20 protein-coding genes are annotated in these 21,202 nt (G+C 73.7%); 12 read left to right on the top strand and 8 right to left on the bottom strand.

All coding sequences use genetic code 11. The features are described 5' to 3' along the window. The first annotated feature begins 65 nt into the window (after nt 1–65). From aceA to FXF65_RS40085, 5 genes are all read left to right on the top strand, one after another. A complete protein-coding gene (gene aceA, locus FXF65_RS40105; RefSeq protein WP_148355708.1) occupies nt 66–1,364 on the top strand; it encodes an isocitrate lyase in 1,299 nt (432 codons plus the stop codon). A 307-nt stretch (nt 1,365–1,671) separates the two neighbouring features. Beyond that, complete coding sequence (locus FXF65_RS40100; protein ID WP_148355707.1) at nt 1,672–3,135, top strand: M1 family metallopeptidase; 1,464 nt, start codon at nt 1,672–1,674, stop codon at nt 3,133–3,135. 154 nt (nt 3,136–3,289) lie between these two features. Then, nucleotides 3,290–4,078 carry an ABC transporter permease gene (locus FXF65_RS40095; protein ID WP_148355706.1) on the top strand — a complete coding sequence of 263 codons (789 nt, stop codon included), beginning with the start codon at nt 3,290–3,292 and terminating at the stop codon, nt 4,076–4,078. A 58-nt stretch (nt 4,079–4,136) separates the two neighbouring features. Further along, nucleotides 4,137–4,922: an ABC transporter permease gene (locus FXF65_RS40090; RefSeq protein ID WP_148355771.1), complete on the top strand. Its 786-nt coding sequence runs from the start codon at nt 4,137–4,139 to the stop codon at nt 4,920–4,922. An 11-nt stretch (nt 4,923–4,933) separates the two neighbouring features. Beyond that, nucleotides 4,934–5,914: an ABC transporter ATP-binding protein gene (locus tag FXF65_RS40085; protein ID WP_148355769.1), complete on the top strand. Its 981-nt coding sequence runs from the start codon at nt 4,934–4,936 to the stop codon at nt 5,912–5,914. On the opposite strand, the gene FXF65_RS40080 is transcribed toward FXF65_RS40085, so the two are convergent. Further along, a complete protein-coding gene (locus FXF65_RS40080; RefSeq protein ID WP_148355705.1) occupies nt 5,863–6,528 on the bottom strand; it encodes a response regulator in 666 nt (221 codons plus the stop codon). The two genes, FXF65_RS40085 and FXF65_RS40080, sit on opposite strands and share 52 nt — an antisense overlap. 73 nt (nt 6,529–6,601) lie before the next feature. Then, nucleotides 6,602–8,230 (bottom strand): sensor histidine kinase, encoded by a 1,629-nt coding sequence (locus tag FXF65_RS40075; protein ID WP_222868995.1) that lies wholly within the window; start codon nt 8,228–8,230, stop codon nt 6,602–6,604. 158 nt (nt 8,231–8,388) lie between these two features. Between FXF65_RS40075 and FXF65_RS40070 the strand changes: the two genes are divergently transcribed. From FXF65_RS40070 to FXF65_RS40060, 3 genes are read left to right on the top strand one after another with little or no spacing between them, the layout of a single operon-like run. After that, nucleotides 8,389–9,249, top strand: coding sequence for an ABC transporter ATP-binding protein (locus FXF65_RS40070; protein WP_148355704.1), 861 nt, complete (start codon nt 8,389–8,391; stop codon nt 9,247–9,249). Further along, the gene (locus FXF65_RS40065; RefSeq protein ID WP_148355703.1) at nt 9,239–10,048 is read left to right on the top strand and encodes an ABC transporter permease; all 810 of its coding nucleotides are present in this window, start codon (nt 9,239–9,241) and stop codon (nt 10,046–10,048) included. The genes FXF65_RS40070 and FXF65_RS40065 overlap by 11 nt, the downstream gene beginning before the upstream one ends. Before the next feature lie 26 nt (nt 10,049–10,074). Continuing rightward, the gene (locus FXF65_RS40060) at nt 10,075–11,139 is read left to right on the top strand and encodes an ABC transporter substrate-binding protein (protein WP_222868994.1); all 1,065 of its coding nucleotides are present in this window, start codon (nt 10,075–10,077) and stop codon (nt 11,137–11,139) included. A 22-nt stretch (nt 11,140–11,161) separates the two neighbouring features. On the opposite strand, the gene FXF65_RS40055 is transcribed toward FXF65_RS40060, so the two are convergent. After that, a complete protein-coding gene (locus FXF65_RS40055; RefSeq protein WP_148355702.1) occupies nt 11,162–11,632 on the bottom strand; it encodes a hypothetical protein in 471 nt (156 codons plus the stop codon). A gap of 341 nt (nt 11,633–11,973) precedes the next feature. Here FXF65_RS40055 and FXF65_RS40050 point away from each other — a divergent pair, with 341 nt between their 5' ends. Beyond that, a complete protein-coding gene (locus FXF65_RS40050; RefSeq protein WP_148355701.1) occupies nt 11,974–14,046 on the top strand; it encodes a DUF6077 domain-containing protein in 2,073 nt (690 codons plus the stop codon). Between the two features lie 15 nt (nt 14,047–14,061). Here FXF65_RS40050 and FXF65_RS40045 read toward each other — a convergent pair whose 3' ends face one another. Beyond that, nucleotides 14,062–15,495, bottom strand: coding sequence for an alpha/beta fold hydrolase (locus FXF65_RS40045; protein WP_148355700.1), 1,434 nt, complete (start codon nt 15,493–15,495; stop codon nt 14,062–14,064). A gap of 189 nt (nt 15,496–15,684) precedes the next feature. On the opposite strand from FXF65_RS40045, the gene FXF65_RS40040 reads away from it, so the two are divergent. Then, complete coding sequence (locus tag FXF65_RS40040) at nt 15,685–16,434, top strand: hypothetical protein (RefSeq protein WP_148355699.1); 750 nt, start codon at nt 15,685–15,687, stop codon at nt 16,432–16,434. A gap of 48 nt (nt 16,435–16,482) precedes the next feature. Next, nucleotides 16,483–17,337 carry a helix-turn-helix domain-containing protein gene (locus FXF65_RS40035; protein ID WP_148355698.1) on the top strand — a complete coding sequence of 285 codons (855 nt, stop codon included), beginning with the start codon at nt 16,483–16,485 and terminating at the stop codon, nt 17,335–17,337. Nucleotides 17,338–17,348: 11 nt separating this feature from the next. On the opposite strand, the gene FXF65_RS40030 is transcribed toward FXF65_RS40035, so the two are convergent. The 3 genes from FXF65_RS40030 to FXF65_RS40020 form a co-directional block, all read right to left on the bottom strand. Next, on the bottom strand, nt 17,349–17,678 hold the full coding sequence (locus FXF65_RS40030; protein WP_148355697.1) for a DMT family transporter: 330 nt from the start codon (nt 17,676–17,678) through the stop codon (nt 17,349–17,351). Next, nucleotides 17,678–18,565: an LLM class flavin-dependent oxidoreductase gene (locus FXF65_RS40025; RefSeq protein ID WP_222868993.1), complete on the bottom strand. Its 888-nt coding sequence runs from the start codon at nt 18,563–18,565 to the stop codon at nt 17,678–17,680. Before FXF65_RS40025 ends, FXF65_RS40030 begins: the two co-directional genes overlap by 1 nt. Before the next feature lie 82 nt (nt 18,566–18,647). Next, nucleotides 18,648–19,787, bottom strand: coding sequence for an RsbRD N-terminal domain-containing protein (locus tag FXF65_RS40020; protein WP_246199420.1), 1,140 nt, complete (start codon nt 19,785–19,787; stop codon nt 18,648–18,650). Between the two features lie 127 nt (nt 19,788–19,914). Between FXF65_RS40020 and FXF65_RS40015 the strand changes: the two genes are divergently transcribed. After that, entirely contained in the window at nt 19,915–20,709 is a 795-nt protein-coding gene (locus tag FXF65_RS40015) for a class II aldolase/adducin family protein (RefSeq protein WP_148355696.1), read from the top strand. On the opposite strand, the gene FXF65_RS40010 is transcribed toward FXF65_RS40015, so the two are convergent. Next, nucleotides 20,678–21,199, bottom strand: a complete 522-nt coding sequence (locus FXF65_RS40010; RefSeq protein WP_148355695.1) for a MarR family winged helix-turn-helix transcriptional regulator — start codon at nt 21,197–21,199, stop codon at nt 20,678–20,680. The genes FXF65_RS40015 and FXF65_RS40010 overlap by 32 nt on opposite strands. Nucleotides 21,200–21,202 lie beyond the last annotated feature (3 nt).

The following is a 21,202-nucleotide window of genomic DNA, read 5'->3' as shown; positions in this document are numbered from 1 at the left end:
AGGGGGTCGCGTCCGGGGCATAGTCGAGGCCAAGCACCCAGGGGACGACACGGAAGGGCAACACGATGACTGACAGTCGCCTCAAGGGCGCAGCCGACGAGCTGCGGCGGCAATGGGAGGCCGACTCCCGCTGGAACGGCATCGAGCGGACCTACACGGCGGAGGACGTCGTGCGGATCCGCGGGTCCGTCCAGGAGGAGCACACGCTCGCGCGCCTCGGCGCCGAGCGGCTCTGGACGCTGCTGCACGAGGAGGACTACGTCCACGCGCTCGGCGCGCTCACCGGACTCCAGGCCGTCCAGCAGGTGAAGGCCGGGCTCAAGGCCATCTACCTCTCCGGCTGGCAGGTCGCGGCGGACGCCAACCTCGCGGGCCAGACCTATCCCGACCAGAGCATCTACCCGGCGAACTCGGTCCCGGCCGTGGTCCGCCGCATCAACAACGCGCTGCTGCGCGCCGACCAGGTGCAGTGGGCCGAGTCCGGCGGGCGGGGAGACGAGGGCGACACGCACTTCCTCGCCCCCATCGTGGCCGACGCCGAGGCCGGGTTCGGCGGCGTGCTGAACGCCTTCGAGCTGATGAAGGGCATGATCGCCGCGGGCGCCGCGGGCGTGCACTGGGAGGACCAGCTCGCCTCCGAGAAGAAGTGCGGCCACCTCGGCGGCAAGGTCCTCATCCCGACCTCGCAGCACGTCAAGACGCTGAACACCGCGCGCCTCGCCGCCGACGTCGCCGGCGTGCCGTCCCTGATCATCGCGCGGACCGACGCCGAGGCCGCGACCCTGATCACGACGGACGTCGACGAGCGCGACCGCGAGTTCACCACCGGCGAGCGCACCGCGGAGGGGTTCTACCACGTGCGGAACGGCATCGAGCCCTGCATCGCCCGCGCCAAGGCGTACGCGCCCTACTCCGACCTCATCTGGATGGAGACCGGCACCCCGGACCTGGAGCAGGCCCGCAAGTTCGCCGAGGCGGTCAAGGCCGAGTACCCGGACCAGATGCTCGCCTACAACTGCTCGCCGTCCTTCAACTGGAAGGCGCACCTGGACGACGCGACCATCGCGAAGTTCCAGCGCGAGCTCGGCCACATGGGCTACAAGTTCCAGTTCATCACGCTGGCCGGGTTCCACGCGCTCAACTACGGCATGTTCGACCTGGCCCACGGCTACGCCCGCGAGGGCATGACCGCCTACGTCGACCTCCAGGAGCGCGAGTTCGCGGCGGCCGAGAAGGGCTTCACCGCGGTCAAGCACCAGCGCGAGGCCGGCACCGGCTACTTCGACCTGGTCAGCACCGCGATCAGCCCGGACTCGTCCACCACGGCGCTGAAGGGCTCCACCGAGGAGGGCCAGTTCCACTAACCCGCAGGCTACGACTGATCCACGAGTTCCCTGAGCCGTCAGGGCCGGTCCCGCTCCGCTGAGCGACCTCCCCCGGCTCGTCCCGACGCAGAGGGCCCCCGCGTTCCTACACCCGCGGGGGCCTTCTGGCGTCGCCGTAGGGCCGCCCGGGTACGTCCGGATCCCGGGTTTCGGCCACATCCGGCCGTGATCTCGACAGCATGAGACGCGCGGGCGCATCGTGAGCGCGCTAGTGATCTTTCAAGGGAGAGGATCTCCGATGGCGCGTCACCCTCGGTTCATTCGGTCCCGGGCGACCCCCGGCCGGATGCTGCCACTCGCCGTCGCCGCCGTGAGCGTCGTCGCGCTCGCGGTCCCCGCGTCCGCCGCAGGGCACGGGGACAACGGGCGCTTCACCCCTGGCGCCGCCGGTGTCGGCGACCCCTATTTCCCCCTGGAGGGCAACGGCGGCTACGACGCCCGGCACTACTCGCTCGACCTCCAGTACGACCCGGACTACGACCAGCTCGACGGCACGGTGACCCTCACCGCGCGGGCGACGCAGAACCTGTCGCGGTTCGACCTGGACCTCTCCGGAATGGACGTCGAGCGCGTCTCGGTCGACCACCGCCGCGCCGACTACACGCGCCGCGGCCAGGAACTGATCATCACGCCGCGCAAGGGCCTGAAGAAGGGCTCGACCTTCACGACGGTCGTGAAGTACGGCGGCGTGCCGCAGACCATCGTCGGCTCCCCCATCGTGTTCGGCTCCCCGTACGGGTTCCTGCACACGCCGGACGGCGCGTTCGTCGGCGGCGAGCCGAACGGCGCCAGCACGTGGTTCCCGGTCAACGACCACCCGAGCGACAAGGCGACCTACGACTACACGCTGACGGTCCCGAAGGGCCTGACGGCGGTGGCCAACGGACGGCTCTCCGAGCACCGCGGCGCGACCGCGTCGTTCAGCCGCCGCTCCGCGAAGATCGGCGCCGAGGTCTTCCGGTGGCACGAGGACAGCCCGATGGCCAGCTACCTCACCACCATCGACATCGGCAAGTGGGACGTGAAGAGCGGCCGCACGCCGGGCGGCGTGCCCAACTACACCGCCGTCGACCCCGTCCTGCTCGCCAACCAGCCGGACGCGGTGGACTTCTTCTACAACACCACCAGCGACGTCACCGACACCTGGTCGAAGACGTTCGGCAAGTACGCGTTCGCGAGCACCGGGGCGATCGCCGACGACGCCCGCTTCAACGGGCAGCCGCTCGGCTTCTCCCTGGAGACGCAGAGCAAGCCGGTGTACTCCGCGGTGCGCAGCACCGGGACGATCGTCCACGAGCTGGCGCACCAGTGGTTCGGCGACGCCGTCTCGCCGCAGCAGTGGAAGGACGTCTGGCTGAACGAGAGCTTCGCGAGCTGGGCCGCCTGGTACTGGACCGAGACCCACGGCGGCCGCTCCGCCGCCGACTCGGCCCGCGCCACCTACGCCGCCCGGCCCTTCCCGGACGCGGCCGGACGCCCGTACTGGTCCGTGCTGACCGCCGACCCGCAGCGCGACACCATGTTCAACGACCGCGTCTACAGCGGCGGCGCCATGGCGCTCCAGTTCCTGCGCGAGCGGATCGGGGACGAGAAGTTCCTCACCCTCCTGCGCACCTGGTACGCGCAGCACAAGTACGGCAACGCCGAGACGGCGCAGTTCACGGCGCTGGCCCAGAAGGTCTCCGGGCAGGACCTCAGCGGGTTCTTCAAGGACTGGCTGTACTCCCCCATCAAGCCCGCGATCTCCTAGCGGCAGCCACCTGGCCACAACAGTGAATCGGGTCCCGGACACACCGTCCGGGGCCCGTTTCCGTGTCGGGGAAATGCGCGCCGCGCCGGGACGGTGTCGCGTATGTGTGAAATTACCTGGTGGATCACGGCTCCGTTCTTTAGGGTCCCGGCAAGTGGGCGTCCTTCCCTGGGTGTGGTGGTACGGCTTACGCCGTCACTCCTCGTATCCCCTGGGCTCCCTCACCGAGGCGGGCACCAACACCGTCTTCGGGTTCATGCGCGCGTACGTGTTGATCGCGCTGTGGGAGGTGCGCCCGTCGCTCGGCGGGTACGCGGTCGCCGACGCGATCACCTTCTGCTTCATCACCCAGGCGCTGATCGGCCCCGTGCAGATCTTCGGCGGCCTCGACCTCGCCGAGCGCATCCGCAACGGCGACGTGGCGATCGACCTGTACCGCCCCGTCGGGATGCAGGGCTGGTGGCTCGCCGAGGACCTCGGCCGCGCGTCCGCGTCGCTGCTGCTGCGCGCGGGCCCGCCGCTGATCGCCGGGTCCCTGTTCTTCCCGTTCCGCTGGCCGGGGGCGCTGAACCTCGCCGCGTTCGCGGTCGCCGTGCCGCTTGCCGTCGCGGTCGGCTTCGGGATGCGCTACCTCGTGGCGATGGGCATGTTCTGGCTGCACGACGACCGGGGCCTGAACGCCGTCACGCTGGTCATGTCGCTGTTCTTCTCCGGGATGATCCTGCCGCTGGTCGTGTTCCCCGGCGCGCTCGGCACGGTCGCGCGGTCGCTGCCGTGGGCGGCGCAGATCCAGGTCCCAGCGGACGTGTTCCTCGGCCGCCACACCGGCCTCGGCCTCGCCGGGGCGCTCGGCTTCCAGGCCGGGTGGGCGGCGGTGCTGCTCGGCGCGGGCGCGCTCGCGACGCGGGCGGCGCGCCGGAAGCTGGTGGTGCACGGTGGCTGAGCCGGTACACGCGCAGGGCGCCGCCTCGGTGCCCCGCGCCCTCGTCGACGCCCTGCGGATGTACGGGCTGCTCGTCTGGACGTGGGTCCGCGCCGCCGCCCAGTACCCGGTGTCGATGGTGCTGCTCAGCCTCGCCACCGCCATCGTCACCGGGCTCGACGCCGCCGCGATCGCGCTGCTGTTCTCCCGCGCGCCGCGGATCGGCGGGTTCGACGCATCGGAGGTGCTGTTCCTGTACGGGACGTCCGCGCTGTCGTTCGGGATCTCCGACGTCGCCCTCGGCACGACGGAGCGGCTCGGGTTCCACGTCCGGGAGGGGTCCCTCGACGCGATCCTGGTGCGACCGGTGAGCCCGCTCGTCCAGCTCGCGACGGAGGAGTTCTCGCCGCGCCGGTTCGGCAAGCTCGTCCCGGCGGTGCTGGTGCTGGCGTTCGCGCTGACGCGGGTGGACGCGCCGTGGACGCCGGGCCGCGTCGCGATGATCCCCGTCATGGTGCTGTCCGGAACGGCGATCTTCGGAGGGCTCTGGGTGCTGACGGCGGCGGTGCAGTTCGTCCTGCTGGAGTTCCACGGGGCCGCGAAGTCGCTGACCTACGGCGGGGCGTTCCTCAGCCAGTACCCGATGACGGTGTTCGGGCGCGACCTCGTCCGCGGCGTCACGTTCGTCGTGCCGCTCGCGTTCGTGAACTGGCAGCCCGCGCTGTACGTCCTGGACCGGCCCGACCCGCTCGGGCTGCCGGACGCGGCGCGGTTCGCGTCCCCGCTGGTCGCCGCCGTGCTGTGCGCGGCGGCGGCGCTGGCGTGGCGGGCGGGGCTGCGGCACTACCGATCGACGGGGAGCTGATGCCGGTGGCGATGATCGAGGCCGTGGACGTCGTCAAGGCGTTCACCGTCCGGACGCGGTCCGGCCTCCTGCGGCGGGCGCGCACGCCGCTCCGCGCGGTGGACGGCGTGTCGTTCGCCGTCGAGCCGGGCGAGTTCGTCGGCTACCTCGGCCCGAACGGCGCTGGGAAGTCGACCACGATCAAGATGCTGACCGGGATCCTCACCGCGACGGCCGGGACGCTGCGGGTGTGCGGGCTCGACCCGTCCCGGCGGCGGACGTCCCTCGCCCGCCGGATCGGCGTGGTGTTCGGGCAGCGCACCACGCTGTGGTGGGACCTGCCGCTGCGCGACAGCCTGACGCTCGTCCGGCGGCTGTACCGGGTCGAGTCGGGCGCGCACCGGGCCCGGCTCGCCGAGCTGACCGCGCTGCTGGAGCTGGAGCCGTTCCTCGACACGCCGGTCCGGCAGCTCAGCCTCGGCCAGCGGATGCGCGGCGACCTCGCCGCCGCGCTGCTGCACGACCCGGAGCTGCTCGTCCTGGACGAGCCGACGATCGGCCTCGACGTGGTCAGCAAGGCGACCGTCCGGGACTTCCTGGCCCGCGTCAACGCCGAGCGCGGCACCACGATCCTGCTGACCACGCACGACCTCGGCGACATCGAGCGGCTCTGCCGCCGCGTCATGATCATCGATCGCGGCCGGCTCGCCTACGACGGCGGCCTGGACGAGCTGCGCCGCACCGTCCCCGCCGACCGGGTCCTGGTCGTCGAGTTGGCCAGCCCCGCCGCGCCGATCACCCTGGATGGCATCGAGAACGTCCGGGTGGAGGGCCCCCGGCAGTGGCTGCGGCTGCCGCGCTCGGCGAACGCGGCGGCGGTCGTCGCGGAGCTGGCGCGCGGCCACGACGTCCGCGACTTCTCGCTGCGCGAGCCCGGCATCGAGGACGTGCTCGCCGGGCTCTACCGGGGCGACCACGAGTACTGGTGCTCGGGGCGTCCCGTCGCGCCGTAGCGGAGCGTGACGACGACGCGCCCGGCCTGGGCGAGCGCGGCGAGGTAGCGCTGCGCGGTGGCGCGGGACACGCCGACCTGGTCGGCGATCTCGGCGGCGGAGCGGGGCGCGTCCGCGCGCCGCAGCGCGTCGCCGACGAGCCGGGCGGTCACCGGCGACTGGCCCTTCGGCGGGGGCGGCTGGCCGCGCAGCGGCGCGTACAGGGCGCGGACGGCGCCGTCCAGCGCGGCCTGGGACACCTCGGCCTCGCCGCCCAGCGCGTCCCGGTAGCGGGCGTAGGCGGCGAGCCGCTCGCCCAGCGCGGCGGCGGTGAACGGCTTGATCAGGTAGTGCAGGGCGCCGCCCCGCAGCGCGGCCCGGACGGCGCCGGGGTCGGCCGCCGCCGTCGCCATGATCACGTCCGCGTCGAGGTCGGGCAGCAGGGTGAGGCCGGACTCGTCCGGCAGGTAGACGTCCAGCAGGACGAGCGCGGGCCGCAGCCCGGCGGCCATCGCCCTGGCCTGCGCGGCGGTGTGCGCGAGCCCCGCGACGGCGAATCCGCGCAGCCCCGCGACGAACCCGGCGTGCACCTGCGCCGCGCGGAAGTCGTCGTCCACCACGAGCACGCTGATCACAGGGCCCTGCCTTTCCGGGGGACGTCCCCCGGACCCCCGGGTCGGGGGCCCGAAGATCCACGCTTCGCCGCGGTCATCGCGCCGCCTCCGCGCCGAGGACATCGGGGAGCCGGGCCACGGCGACCGCGCCGCAGCCGCCTGCTGCGGGGCGGTCCGCGTCGACGAAGGCGACGTCGCCGCCGCGGGCGCGGGCGGTGCGGCGGGCGATGCCGAGCCCGAGGCCGCGGGGCCGTCCGGGCGCGGCGTCGCGGGTGGAGACGCCGTCGTCGAAGGCGGCGTCGCGCAGGTCCTCGGGGAGGCCGTCGCCGGAGTCCGCGACGGTGACGTGCAGGTCGCGGCCGTCGCCGAGCAGCTCGACCTCGACGCGGGCGGGCCTGCGGCGGCCGAGCCGCGCGGCCTCCACCGCGTTGTCGACGAGGTTGCCGACGACGGTCGTCACGTCCAGCGGGTCGGCGACGCGGCCGGGGACGTAGCTGCCCGCCCCGACGTCCAGCCGGACGCCCTTCTCCGCCGCGACCGCCGCCTTCGCGGACAGGAACGCCCGCAGGTACGGGTCCGACACCGGGTCGGGGAGGTTCTCCGGCGCGGGCGCGCGGCGCGAGGCGTCCTCCATCAGGGCGCCGATGTACTCGGCGGCCTCCTCGCCGTGCCCGAGCTGGAGGAGCCCGGACAGGGTGTGCAGCCGGTTGGCGTACTCGTGGCGCTGCGCGCGGAGCGCGTCGAACAGGATCCTGACCGAGTCCAGCTCGCGGGCGAGCGTCTCCAGGTCGGTGCGGTCGCGCAGGGTGACGACCGCGCCGAGGTCGCGGCGGTCCCGGCGGACCTCGCGCCGGTTCACCACGAGGACCCGCTCGCCCGCCGTGACGAACAGGTTGGACGCCTCCCGCGCGCCGGTCAGGACGTCCCGGAGCGTCCCCGCCGGGGCGAGGTCGCCCGCCGGCGCGCCGCGCTCCGGCGCGACGCCGAGCAGCCGGGACGCCTCGTCGTTGCACACCGCGGTCCGGCCCCGCGTGTCGACGGCGACGACGCCCTCCCCGACGCCGTGCAGCACCGCCTCCCGCTCGTGGACCAGCTCGACCAGCTCGTACGGTTCGAGGCCGAGCGTCTGCCGCTTCAGCCGGCGTCCGATCGCGACCGACGCCAGCACGCCGAGCAGCACGGCCCCGGCGACGAACACCGTCATCTCGCGCAGCACGCGGCCGAGTTCGGCGTCGATCGCGCGGGCGTCGAACCCGACGCTGACCTCGCCGAGGATCCGGCCGTCCCGCCCGTACAGCGGGACCTTGCCGCGCGCGGACAGCCCGAGGGTGCCGCGCTCCACCCGGACGACCTCCCGCCCCGCGAGCGCGTCGGACGGGTCGGTGCTCACCCGCCGTCCGAGCCGGTCGGGGTTCGGGTGCGAGAGCCGGATGCCCCGGTCGTCGGTCACCACGACGAACAGCGCCCCGGTGCGGGCGCGGACCCGTTCGGCGCGCGGCTGGACGGCGCCCTCCGGATCGCCCGCCGCGACCGCGTCGGCGACGGCGGGGTCGGCGGCCACCGAGCGCGCGACCGTCAGCGCCCGCTGGCCGTACTGGTCGCGGAGCCGTCCGTCGAGCATCCACGCGACCAGCCCGTAGCCGAGGCAGGCCACCACGACGACCACGCCCACCTGCATGATCAGGACTTGCCGGGCGAACGGGATGCGGGTCCGGACCGCCATGACGAGCCACCGTAAACCATGGCGACCCGGTCGCCCAGCCCCCGGCGAGCAGAACGCGCAGAAGTCCGGAGAACGCGCGCAACGTGGGGATTCGCGGCTTGCGAGCACATCGCGGGCAAGGGTTCCGGCCGTCCGGGCCGCGTTCGTACGGTGCCGCCGTGACCAAGCCACCCCCATCCCAATCACCCCCATCCCAGCCGCCGCCCTCCGAACCGGGCGCCGGGCCCGTCATCGAGCTGGACGGCGCCACCAAGCGCTTCCGGTCGGCGGGCGGCGTCCACACCGCCGTCCGGGACCTGCACCTGAGCGTCGGGCCCGGCGAGTTCGTCGCCCTGGTCGGGCCCACCGGCTGCGGCAAGTCGACGACGCTGTCCCTCGTCTCCGGCCTGGAGCCCGCGTCCGAGGGGCGGGTCCTCGTCCACGGCCGCGAGGTGGACGGCATCCCCGACGGCGTCGGCTACATGTTCCAGAACGACGCCGTGATGCCGTGGCGGACCGTCCTGGACAACGTGGCCGCCGGTCCCCGCTACCGGGGCGCGTCCCGGCGGGACGCCCGCGAGCGCGCCCGCGGCTGGGTCGCGCGGGTCGGCCTCACCGGGTTCGAGAGTTACTACCCGCACCAGCTGTCGGGCGGCATGCGCAAGCGCGCGGCGCTCGCGCAGACGCTCGTCAACGAGCCGTCCGTGATGCTCATGGACGAGCCGTTCTCCGCGCTCGACGTCCAGACCCGCGGCCTCATGCAGGACGAGCTGCTCCGCCTGTGGTCCGGATCCGGCGCGGCCGTCGTGTTCGTGACGCACGACCTGGAGGAGGCGCTCGTCCTCGCCGACCGGGTCGTGGTGATGACGGCCGGGCCCGCGACGGTCAAGAGCGTGTTCGCGGTGCCGCTCGACCGGCCGCGGGACGCCGAGGAGATCCGGCTGACCGGCGAGTTCCTCGACGTCTACCGCGAGGTGTGGGACTCGCTGCGCGACGAGGTCCAGATCACCCGCGAGAGGGGGGCCGGAGATGCGGCGTGACATCGCGCTGCGCCGGACGCTCGGCGTGCACGGGGTGCGGGCCGCGCTGGTCGCGGCGTGGCTCGTGTCGTGGGAGGTGTCGGCCCGGCACTGGATCGACCCGTTCTACTACTCGATGCCGTCCAAGATCTGGGACCGGCTGGCCGGGTGGTTCACCGACGGCACCTCGCAGGGCTCGATCTGGGAGCAGATCTCCTACACCCTCCAGGAGGCGGTCGCCGGGTTCGCGCTCGGCGCGGCGGGCGGCGTGGTGCTCGGGGTCCTGCTCGGCCGCGGCCGCTTCCTGTCGGACGTGTGCGCCCCGTTCATCAAGGCCGTCAACGCGATCCCGCGCATCATCCTGGCGTCGCTGTTCATCATCTGGTTCGGGCTCGGCATGCAGTCCAAGATCGCGACGGCGTTCGTGCTGGTGTTCTTCGCGGTGTTCTTCAACGCCTTCCAGGGCGCCCGCGAGGTGGACCGGAACCTCGTGAACAACGCGCGGATCCTCGGCGCGGGACGGCTCCAGGTCCTCTGGACGATCGTCGTGCCGTCCGCCACGTCCTGGATCCTCGCCTCGCTGCACTCGGCGTTCGGGTTCGCGATCATCGGCGCGATCGTCGGCGAGTACACCGGCGCCGACAAGGGCCTCGGCCTGCTCATCAACCACTCCCAGGGCACCTTCGACGCGGCCGGGATCTACGCCGGGATGATCATCATCACGGTGCTGGCGCTGCTCGCCGAATGGCTGCTCACGCTGCTGGAGGGGCGGCTGCTGCGCTGGCGCCCCGCGGCGGCCGGCCACGACGTCCAGATCTGACGCCCGACACCCGAGGAGCACCTCCAATGCGGAACACAGCCATGCCGAGAACCTCCGTCCGGGCGGGCGCCGCCGCGCTCGCCGCCGTCACCGTCCTGGCGCTGCCGCTCGCGTCCTGCCGGGACTCCCGGTCCGGCGGCGGGGGCGACGGGACGTCCGGCCGCGTCAAGATCATGGTCGGCGGCATCGACAAGGTCATCTACCTGCCCGCCAAGCTCACCGAGCGGCTCGGGTACTTCGAGGAGCAGGGGCTCGACGTCCAGTTGCTCACCGAGCCCGCCGGGGCGCAGGCGGAGAACGTCCTCATCTCCGGGGACGTGCAGGGCGTCGTCGGGTTCTACGACCACGCCATCCACCTGCAGACCAAGGGCAAGTGCGTGCAGAGCGTCGTGCAGATGGCGGACGTCCCCGGCGAGGCCGAGATGGTCGCCGAGAAGAAGGCGGGTTCGCTGACGTCGCCCGCCGGGTTCAAGGGGAAGAAGCTCGGCGTCACGAGCCCGGGATCGTCCACCGACTTCCTGACGCGGGCGCTCGCCGTGCGGAACGGGGTGAAGACGTCCGACTACACGACGGTCAAGGCGGGCGCGGGCCAGACGTTCATCTCCACCATGGACAACGGCGGCATCGACGCCGGGATGACGACCGACCCGACGATCGCGAAGCTGGTCGGCACCGGCAAGGCCAAGGTCCTGGTCGAGATGCGCACCGAGGAGGGGACGCGGAAGGCGCTCGGCGGGCTGTACCCGTCCAGCTCCCTCTACATGGACTGCGCCTACGTGGAGTCGCACGGCGCGGCGGTGCAGAAGCTCGCCAACGCCTTCGTGAAGACGCTGCGCTGGATCAAGCAGCACAAGCCCGCGGAGATCGCGGCGAAGATGCCCGCGGACTACGCGGGCGGCGACCCGAAGCTGTACGAGAAGGCGGTCGGCGACTCGATCAGCATGTTCAACGGGGACGGCGTGATGAAGCCGGAGGCGGCGGAGAACGTCCTGAAGGTGCTGGCGCAGTTCTCCCCCGAGGTGGGCGAGAAGAAGGACGAGATCGACCTGTCCCGGACCTACACGACGCGGTTCGCGGCCGGGGCGAAGTAGCCGGACGGTCGGCGGCCCGCCGTCAGCGGCCGGCCGCCGAGTAGAAGTTCATGTCGGCGGCGTCCTCGCCGTGTCCCGAAATCCAGCGGCGGGGCGCCCACGCCGGCATGAGCAGCGCGAGCCCCATCATCCCGAACACGCCGGAGCCGAGCAGCATGCGGAGCCCGAAGTCCATGTCGCCGGACGGCGGGACCCGGCCCGGCAGGTCGAGGGCGTTGCCCGGGTCGATCAGGAACCAGGCGGTGAGGCCGAGCAGGGCCAGCGCCGGGACGAGCGACACCAGCGGCGACGCCCAGCGCGCCACGATGATCACGCCCATCACCAGGCCGACCGCCGCGAGCAGGGCGAACGCCCCGTAGATCCGGGTGCGGTCGGTGATCTCCTGCCCGGTGCCGTCGAAGGACTGCCCCGCCTGGACATAGCCCCAGGCCGCGCCGTACAGGATCCCGGGTGTCAGCAGGACGCCGAGGACGAAGCCGATCGCATGGCGCACCGCGCATCACATCCCATCGAGCACGCCCGCCGCGCGGGGGGCGCGCGGTTCCGTGGCGCCTCAATCAGAACATGCACATCGGGCAAACCGCAGCAAATCCGTCGCGATCGCGGACGATCGGCGATCTTCCGGTAACGGGGGCCCGTGCCACGCCACTCCATAGGTGGCGGGAAGATGTCAACTCGGGACGAGGTCCCGGCGTCGTACAGATAACAAGATCAATAAGGGCAAATCGCCGTCCGAGCACTCTCGGTCTCCCCCGCCGGGCAGAGTTGTCGGCAGCGCGCACACGAATGCGGTGCTCGTTCACCGCGGGGCACAGTCACGCGCAGGGGGACCAGGTGATCCAGTTGCTGGAGCGCACCACGGGCAGGAGCGGGCCCGGCCGGGCCGGGGACACGCGGACCACACGGTTCGTGGACGGCGCCGTCGACGCCGCGGTGCTCCTGTTCGCGGCGTGGACCGTCGTTTACCACCTCGGACTGCTGTTCAAGCCGTCCACGTCGGTGCTGCTCCTGGTATGGGCGGTGGCCGCGGCCGCCGTCGCGGCGGTGTACGGGACGCGGCGCGGCTGGTGGGCCGCCGTCCTGTGGCCGGACCGCCCCCGCGCGTGGCGCTCCCGGTTCGTCCCTCCCCCGCGCGTGCTGGCCGCGGTCGCCGTGGTGGCGGGGATCGCGGCGGGGACGTGCGCGGGCCTGCACCCGTCCGGCGTCCCGTGGTGGTGCGCGTGGATACCCGGGCTCGTCAGCGCCGCCGCGTCCGCCGCCTACCTGCTCCTCCGCCGCCCCGGGCAGCCGAACCCGGGCGACGCGGGCGGCCGCGACGAGCCGGAGGCCGACGAGCCGGAGGCCGACGAGACCCGGTGGGGGACGCCGCTCGCGCTGCTCACCGGCGCCGGGTTCGCCATCGCGTCCCTGTTCATCGTGAACACCGACGGCGACGACGCCTACTTCGTCTCCCGCTCGGTGGCCGCCGCCGCGACCGGCGAGATCCCGCTCCGGGACGTCATCTTCACCCCCGGCACGGCGGACGAGATCGCGGGCGAGCCGCCGGTCGCGTCGATCGAGGTCCTCGCCGGGGCGCTCGCGCGGCTGCTCGGCGTCCCCGCCTCGTCGTTCGTGTGGTACGTGCTGCTGCCCGTCGTGACGTTCGGCGCGGTGTGGGCGCTGTGGCGGCTCGTCCGGACGTGGGCGCCGCGCCGCGCCACCCTCTGCTTCGCGATCGGCGCCGTCTACCTGCTCTGGAGCGGGACGAGCGCCGCGTCGCTCGGGTCGTTCCACCTGCTGCGCATGTGGCAGGGCAAGGCCGTGCTGGTGTCGGCGCTGATCCCGCTGACGTTCTGCTACCTGACCCGGTGGGCCGAGCGGCGGTCCCGCGGCGACCTCGCGCTCCTCGCCGCCGCCGGGATCTCGGCGGTCGGGCTCACCTCGTCGGCCGCGTTCATCACGCCGCTGGTGGTGCTCGCGGCGGCCGTCCCGCTCGTCGCCTCCGGGCGCGTCCGGACCGGTCTCGCCGCCTGCGTCGCGCTGGCGTACCCGATCGGGTCCGGGCTGGCGGTGAAGTTCCTGCACGGCGAGACGACCGTCGTCGGGGCGGTCCACGACGCCCCCGAGAGCTTCCGCTGGGTCCTGCTGGAGGCGACGCTCGGCGTGCTCGGCGGGTGCGCGCTGTGGCTGTCGCCCTGGACGGCCCGGCGCGGCGTCCCCGCGCTGGTCTGCGCCGGGACGGCGGCGGGCCTGTCGGTGCTGATCGTCCCCGGACTGCTGGAGGCGGCGGCGGACGCGTCCGGCGCCGGGCAGGTGCTGTGGCGGACGATGTGGCTCGTCCCCGCGCCCGCGCTGGTCGGGCTGCTCGCGTCGGTGCGCCTGCCCGGGACGGCCGTGCCCGCCGGGCTGCCGGGGTCCGCGCGCGTCCTCGCGGCGGGCGTCCCGGCGGCGGCGCTCGCGACCGCGCTGATCGTCGGCGGCGCCCCGCTGTGGTCGGAGGAGAGCCATTCCGTCGTGGAGTCGCGCCCGTCCTGGAAGGTGCCGGAAGGGACGCTCGGCCCCGCCCGGCGTGCGATCGCGCTCGCGGGCGACGGCGGGCTCGTGCTGATGCCGTCCACGTACATGCGGGTGGTGCCGCTGCTCACCACCCGCACGCACGCGGTCGACCCGAACGACCACTACCTCGGCATGCTGCCGGTCCCGCCGCGGTTCATCGAGGACCGGCGGCTGCTGACCGAGGCCGTCCGCCGCCGGTGGGGGCCGAAGCCGGACGCGGCCGAGGTCCGCGCGGCGCTCGACCGCACCGGCGTGGACGTGGCGTGCGCGTACCGCCGCGACCACCGGGGCCGCGCGCTGCTGCGCGAGGCCGGGTTCCAGGACGAGCGCCGCTTCGACAAGCTGGTCTGCCTGGTGAAGCCGAAGAGCTGAGGAGGCACGGAGCCGTCACCCGAGGAGGAACTCGGTGACGGCCGCGCGTCCCGCCGTGCCGCGTTCGCGGTTCTGGATCGAGTGCGCGGCGCCCTTCACGACGACGAGTTCGCCGAGCGGCGCGCGGCCGAGTTCCTCCCGCGCCCATTCCAGCGGCGTCGAGAGGTCGCGGTCGCCGTTCAGCAGCAGCACCGGGACGGACAGCTTCGCGTGCCGCGGCTCGGCGGTGTGCCGCGCCCACGGCCAGTACAGGCACCCCTGGACGAACCCGCCGCCGACCGCCGTGTCCGCGGTGAACGGCCAGGTGGCGCGCGCGGGCAGATGCCGCCGGACGCGCTCCAGCGCCGCCGCGCGGACGGACGGCCGCGTCTCGGACGTCCCCCACGGGAAGTACCCGTCGCCGCAGATCGTGGCGAGGTGCAGGCCCGAGCTGTACTCGGCGGCGTCGCCGCCGGAGGAGTCGAGGAGCCGCAGCTGCCGGTCGAGCCGCGCCGGGTCCCCGTGCCGCGCCTGGTGGATGGCCGAGACGATGTCGCCCGCGCCGTCCGGGAGCGCGTTCGGGTCTCGGTAGGTCGGGTCGAAGAACTCGTAGGTGACCAGCGCGTCCCAGACGAGGACGGCGTCCGTGCGGTGGCGGGCGAGCCAGGCGAGGTCGTCCGCCGGGTCGAAGCCGCACGCGGGCGCGGTGGCGCAGGCGCCCCGCAGGACCCGCGCGGTGGCGCGCAGCCCGGTCAGGTAAAGCATGTCGTCGCGCTGCGGGTCGACGTGCGGCAGCACCGAGTCGAGGACGAGCCTGCTCACGTTCCGCGGATACCGGGCGGCGTACGAGGCGCCGGTCATGGTGCCGTAGGAGACGCCGTCGACGGCCATCGTCCGGACGCCGAGCGCCTTTCGCAGCAGGTCGAGGTCGCCGACGGTCTGCTCGGTCGTGAAGTAGTGCCGCCGGTTCCCGAGGACCCCGGCGCACTCGGAGACGGCGTCCGGCGCGGGCGGCTTGATGTCGCTGCCGTCCACCTGGGCCTGGAGCTTCGGGCAGTCGATGGCGCCGGACGCGCCCGTCCCCCGCTGGTCGATCATGACGATCCGGTACTGCTTCGCCACCTCGGGCATCCGCCCGGAGATGCGGCCGATGAACGGGACGCCCGGCTGCCCCGGCCCGCCGGTCAGGAACAGCAGGACGCCCTTCGGCGCGTCCGCGTTGTCGGCCGTCGCCACCTGGAGGCGCAGGGTGTCCGCGCCGCCGGGACGGCGGTGGTCGAGCGGGACGGTCAGGAACGAGCAGGTGAACCCGGGCTGCCCCGGGCAGGCGCGCGGGTCGGCTAACCCCGCGGCGGACGGGCCTTGCGGGGACGTCCGGGCCGGGAGCCGGGGCGCGGCGGCGGCCGTGGCCCCGCCGGACGCGGCGAGCGCGAGGGTGAGCGCCAGCGCCGCAGGGATACGTGATCGCATGAGGCGATCATCTCCCCGCGCGGGCTCGCGTCAAGGCGGCGGGCGGGAGATGATCATAAAGGCCCTGTACAGAGGGTCACGAGTTCGAGGCCGGAAAGTGACATGGCCACTACTGGTGGTCGGCCGTTGGAATGGGACACTTTCTGGGCGGGGGGCCGTGGACCGCACTGCCGACCGTGGAGGAGCCGGATGCAGACCTGGGACGTCATTCGCCAGGACGACAACGGCAACAAGTTCCACATGTCCACGCACGATTCACGGATCTCCGCGCTCGCCCAGGTCCTGGTCATCGAGAGCGGCCCCCGGCACGAGCAGACGTACTGGGTGGAGGGGCCGCCCGGGCCCGCCGTCCGCACCAACCGCGACCTGTACCTCGTGTTCCTGCAGCTCGGGCAGGAGGCGCGGGCCGCGTCCTGGTCGCTGTCGGCGTTCCTGCGGTCGCTGTGGAAGGTCAGCGCCCCGCTGAGCGACCAGCCGAAGCTGGAGCCGGACGACGTCGCGGCCATGTTCGCCGCCGCGTCCACGACCCCGCCCGCCGACTTCGACCCGGCGTGGAGCGGCAAGGACCTCGCCCTCCCCGGCGCCGAGCCGGACGGCTACGCCGACTGGGAGCGCGTCCTGCTCTCCCAGGTCGCCGACCTGGAGGACTTCATCGCCGCCCCGCCGGGCCCGCAGGCCCGGTTCGGCGTGGACGCCCCGCGCCCGCCCGGCTCCGGCGCCCGCGCCACCCCGGCCCGCTGGTACAACTTCGACCCGGCGACGTACCTGGAGTGCGCGGTCGCGGGCAGCCTCGGCGGCTGGGACGCGGCGGACGGCGCCCGCGTCCCGCTGCCGACCGGCCCCGGCGAGCCGCCCGCCCGCTCCTACGTCCGCACGATCACCAGCATGACCTGGGACGACCTGTCCCGCATCGCCGTGTGCGGCCAGGTGTACGAGTAATCCCCGCGCGCTGCGGCGCTGTCCTGCCCGCGTGGTAGGACTGGGCGTATGAGCGACCGGAACGTCGAGGTCAGCGACCGGGGAGGGTGGCTGCGCGCGCGGAGCCGCCCGCATCCGGCGCTGCGCCCGTTGCTGCGCTCCTACGACGGCTACTGGGAGACCGACGTCGTCCCGACGCGGATGCGGACCCTGCCCACCCGCACCACCGTGATGATCATCAATCTGGGGCCGCCGCTGTACCTGGCGGTGCCCGACCCGGGCGTCCCCGGCCGCGCGTACACGTCGTTCGTCGCCGGGATGCACGACGGGCACGGCATGTACCTCAGTCCCGGCGGGCAGCGCGGCATCCAGCTCGACGTGACCCCGCTCGGCGCGTACACCCTGCTCGGCCTGCCGATGGCCCGGCTGACGAACGCCGCGGTCGAACTGCCCGACCTGCTCGGACGCGCCGCGGGCACGCTGGTGGAGCGGCTCGGCGACACGCCGTCCTGGGGCGCGCGGTTCGATGTCCTCGACGAGTTCCTGCTCCGCCGCCTGGAGGTCGGCCCCGCCCCCGACCCGGAGGTCGGCCGCGCGTGGCGGATGCTGGACGCCGACCCCGCCGTGCCGGTCGCCCGCATCGCCGCCGACGTCGGCTGGAGCCGGAGGCACCTGACCGACCGGTTCCGGGAGCAGGCCGGGCTGCCGCCGAAGGTTATGGCGCGGGTCCTGCGGTTCCAGCGCGCGGTCGGACGGCTCGCCGGCGGCGCCGGGTTCGCCGAGGCCGCGGCCGCCTGCGGCTACTACGACCAGGCGCACCTCAACCGCGAGTTCCGCGCGCTGTCGGGGTGCACGCCGTCCGAGCTGATCGGCGGGCAGCTCGAGCAGCAGCGCACCACCAGCCTCGCCGAGCCGCTCGGCTGAACCCGGGGCGGTCAGCCCTGGTGGACGCCGCCGCCGAGGTTCATCACGATCACGCCCAGCACGATGATCGCCGCGCCGATGATCGTCAGCGGCTTCACCTGCTCGTCGTACAGCAGGACGCCGCCGACGAAGGCGCCGATCGTCCCGAGCGCGGACCAGATCGCGTACACCGGGCCGACGTTCAGCGACGTCAGCGCCTTCGCCATGAACACGAACGAGGTCAGGTACCCCACCACGACGATCAGCGAAGGCCCGAGCTTGGTGAACCCCTCCGAGCCGCGCATCGCGAGCGTGGCCGTGACCTCGAACGCGATCGCGAACGCGAGCAGCACGAACGGCATCAGCGGCCCCCGGTGCGCCTGGTGTGCTCGCCGTGCTCGGCGGCGACCGCCTCGAACACCTTCATGTCGGCGTCGAACGCGGACCCGGGACGCGGCCAGTGCAGCACGATCTCGGTGACGCCGAGTTCCGCGTAGCGTCCCGCGAGGTCGTCGAACGCGGCGGTCGAGTCGAGCCACGGCTCCTCGCTGAACCCGGTCAGCAGGACGCGCTCGGCCACCTCGCGGCCCTCCTCGGCGCAGGCGGCGTCGAAGGCGTCCATCCGGGCGCGGACGGTGTCCCACGCCTCCCGGCCGTCGCCGTGCGGGCTGGTCACCCAGCCCGCACCGTGCCGGGCGGCGAGCCGCATGCCGCGCGGGCCGTCCCCGGCGATCACGAACGGGACGCGGGGCCGCTGCACGCATCCCGGCTCCTGGACGACCTCCCGCGCCGTGTAGTGCGTCCCCTCGAACGTCGTCTCCGGCTGCCGCAGCAGCCGGTCGAGCAGCCCGACCCAGTCGGCGAAGCGGTCGGCGCGCTCGCGCGGGGTCCAGTCGTCCCCGCCGAGTATCCCGGCGTCGGACGCGCGCCGCGTCCCGCCCGCCCCGATCCCGAGGTCCAGCCGCCCGCCGCAGACGTGGTCGATCGTCTTCACCGCGTGCGCGGTCGGGACGGGATGCCGGAAGTTCGGCGAGGTCACCAGCGTGCCGAGGCGGATCCGGGAGGTGGCCGCCGCCGCCGCGGCCAGCGTCGTGTAGGCGTCGTACCAGGGCGTCGTGCCCCGCCAGGCGATGTGGTCGTAGACCCAGGCGTGCCGGAAACCGAGCTCCTCGGCTCGCCGCCACGTCTCCCCCGCCTCCGGCCAGGACTGCATGGGCCAGATCACGGCGCCGATGCGCGGTGCGGTCACCGGTCCCCCTTCCCTTCGTTCTCGGACGCCCCCGGACGGGACGCCCCCGTTGGATCACGGCCGTTCGATCACGGCCGACAGATCATGGCGCGGCCCCGGCCAGCCACCGGCGCAGGGCCCACCACAGGGTCGCGGCCTCCGCCACCGCCGCCCCGCCCGCGGGGCCCGGCAGGGGGCGGCCGGTCAGCTCCCGCAGCCGCCCGATCCGGTACTTGACCGTGTTGCCGTGGACGTGCAGCGCGGCCGCCGTCGGCTCGACCCGGCCGCCGTGGTCGAGGTAGGCGAGCCCGGTCGCGGCCAGCTCGACGTGGAACGGGTCGTCCGGGTCGAGGCCCGCGAGCAGCGCGTCCGCGAGCAGGCGGCCGAGTTCCGGCTCCGCCTCGGTGACGGTGAGGAGCGCGAGGCCGGTGAGGTCGCGCGGGCCGGTGAGCCCGGCTGCGGCGCCCGCCCGGAGCGAGCGCCGCGCCAGCTCGTACAGCGGCGCGACCTCGGCGGGACGGGCGGGCGGCGCGGCCACCAGCAGCGCCTCGCCTTCGCCGCCGAGCGCGTCGGGGACGCGGGCGGCCAGGGCCGCGAACCGCCCGTCGACCAGCCCGCCCAGCGCGGGACCCGCCGCGGTGAGCTCGGCCTCCAGCCGCGCCGCCACCGCCGGGTCGCTGACGTCGGACACCACGCACCGGTACGCCGCCGCCGCCTCCAGCGGCGCGCGCACCGGGACGGCCTCGCCGTGCAGGAGCTGCCGCAGCATCTGCACGCGCCCCTCCCGGACCGTCCGGGCCATCTCCAGCTCCGCGACCCGGTGCGCGTGCACCATCCGGTGGACGAGCGCCGTGGTGATCTCGTCGATGCGGGTGACGCCGTCGAGGAGGACGCCGTCCGGGACGCCCGCGCGGCGGCCCTCGGCGACGATCGTCCGGACGAGGTGGGCGCGGCCCGCCTGGAAGCCGTCCAGGAACGCGGCGACCGGGACGCCCTGCCGGGCCCGGTCCGAGCCGAGCCGCTCCGCCGCCGCGAGGACGTCCGGGCCCGGCCCGCCGTCCGCCAGCGCGCCGAGCACGCCCTGGACCAGCGCGCGGGTGTGCCGCCTGGTCTCCTCCTCGGGCAGCGCGGCGACCAGGTCCGACCGGCCGCGGGCGGCGCGGACGGCCGACTCCAGCAGCGCCGCGTCGGCGCCGTTCTCGATCAGCAACCGCAGGAACCGGTCGCCGGTCACCTGCTCCATCACCCCATTGTGCGCCCGGATTTGTCCGTCTTGGACAACCGGGTACGGGACACTTGGATCGCCCCGGTCTAGCCGCGGCGCGCCGGCATGGTGTTCCGTGGGCGGTAGACGAGCCGAGGAGTACGCCATGTCCGATGACGACGAGTTCCTGGAGAAGCTGCCGACCGACCTGATCTTCCGGCTGCCGCCGTCGTTCGACGACGTCGCGGACGAGCGCAGGCACCGCAAGGAGCGCCTCACCGCCGCGCTGCGCCTGTTCGGCAGGTTCGGGTTCGAGGAGGGCGTCGCCGGGCACATCACGGCCCGCGACCCCGAGCGCACGGACCACTTCTGGGTCAACCCGTTCGGCATGTCGTTCAAGCACATCAGGGTCAGCGACCTGATCCTGGTGAACCACGAGGGCAAGGTCGTCGAGGGGCGCTACCCGGTCAACGAGGCCGCGTTCGCGATCCATTCGCAGATCCACCAGGCGCGGCCGGGCGTCGTCGCCGCCGCGCACAGCCACTCCACGTACGGGCGGGCGATGTCCGCGCTCGGCCGGAGGCTGGAGCCGATCACGCAGGACGTCTGCGCGTTCTACCAGGACCACGGCCTCTTCGACGACTACACGGGCGTCGTCACCGACCTGGAGGAGGGCAAGCGCATCGCCGCCGCGCTCGGCGGCCACAAGGCGGTCATCCTGCGCAACCACGGCCTGCTCACCGTCGGCGACACGGTCGACGCGGCCGCCTGGTGGTTCATCACGATGGAGCGGTCGTGCCAGGTGCAGCTCCTCGCCCAGGCCGCGGGGCCGGTCGTCCCGATCGAGCACGACAACGCCGTCCTGACGCACGAGCAGATCGGCAACGACCTGGTCGGCTGGATCAACTACCAGCCCCTCTACGACCAGATCACCCGCGAGCAGCCCGACCTGTTCGAGTAGCCCGCGTCCCGTCCGGCTCCGGCGCGTCCTCGGGGCGCGCCCGCGGGTCGTGGTGGACGAGCAGCACGCGGACGATCCGCTCGAACGCCGCCCGGTCGTCCGCGCCCAGGGGTTCGAGGAGGCGGTCGTCGAGCGCGGCGGCGCGGCGGGTCACCTCGTCCAGTTCGGCGCGGCCGTCCGCGGTCAGCTCCACGACGTAGCGGCGGCGGTCGGACGGGTCGCGCTCGCGCCGGACGAGCCCCGCGTCCGCCAGCCTCCCGACGACCTCGACCAGGTCGCTCGGGTCGATGCGCAGCCGCCTGCCGAGCTCGCGCTGCGAGGCGGGGGCCGCGTCGTCCAGCGAGGCGAGGACGGCGAAGTGCCAGAGGCCGAGCCCGTGCTCGTCCATCATGCGGCCCATCGCCGTCCGGCCCGCGCGCGCGACCTGGGCCAGCGCGAACGTGGTGACGCCGAGCAGCCGTGGCGGCAGCGGTCCCGCGGTCTCGTCCATGCG

Origin of the sequence: Actinomadura syzygii (assembly GCF_008085905.1) — a bacterium.
GTDB lineage: Bacteria > Actinomycetota > Actinomycetes > Streptosporangiales > Streptosporangiaceae > Spirillospora > Spirillospora syzygii.
The sequence above is the reverse complement of the archived record's forward strand: the minus strand, read 5'-3'. Positions and strand labels throughout refer to the sequence as shown.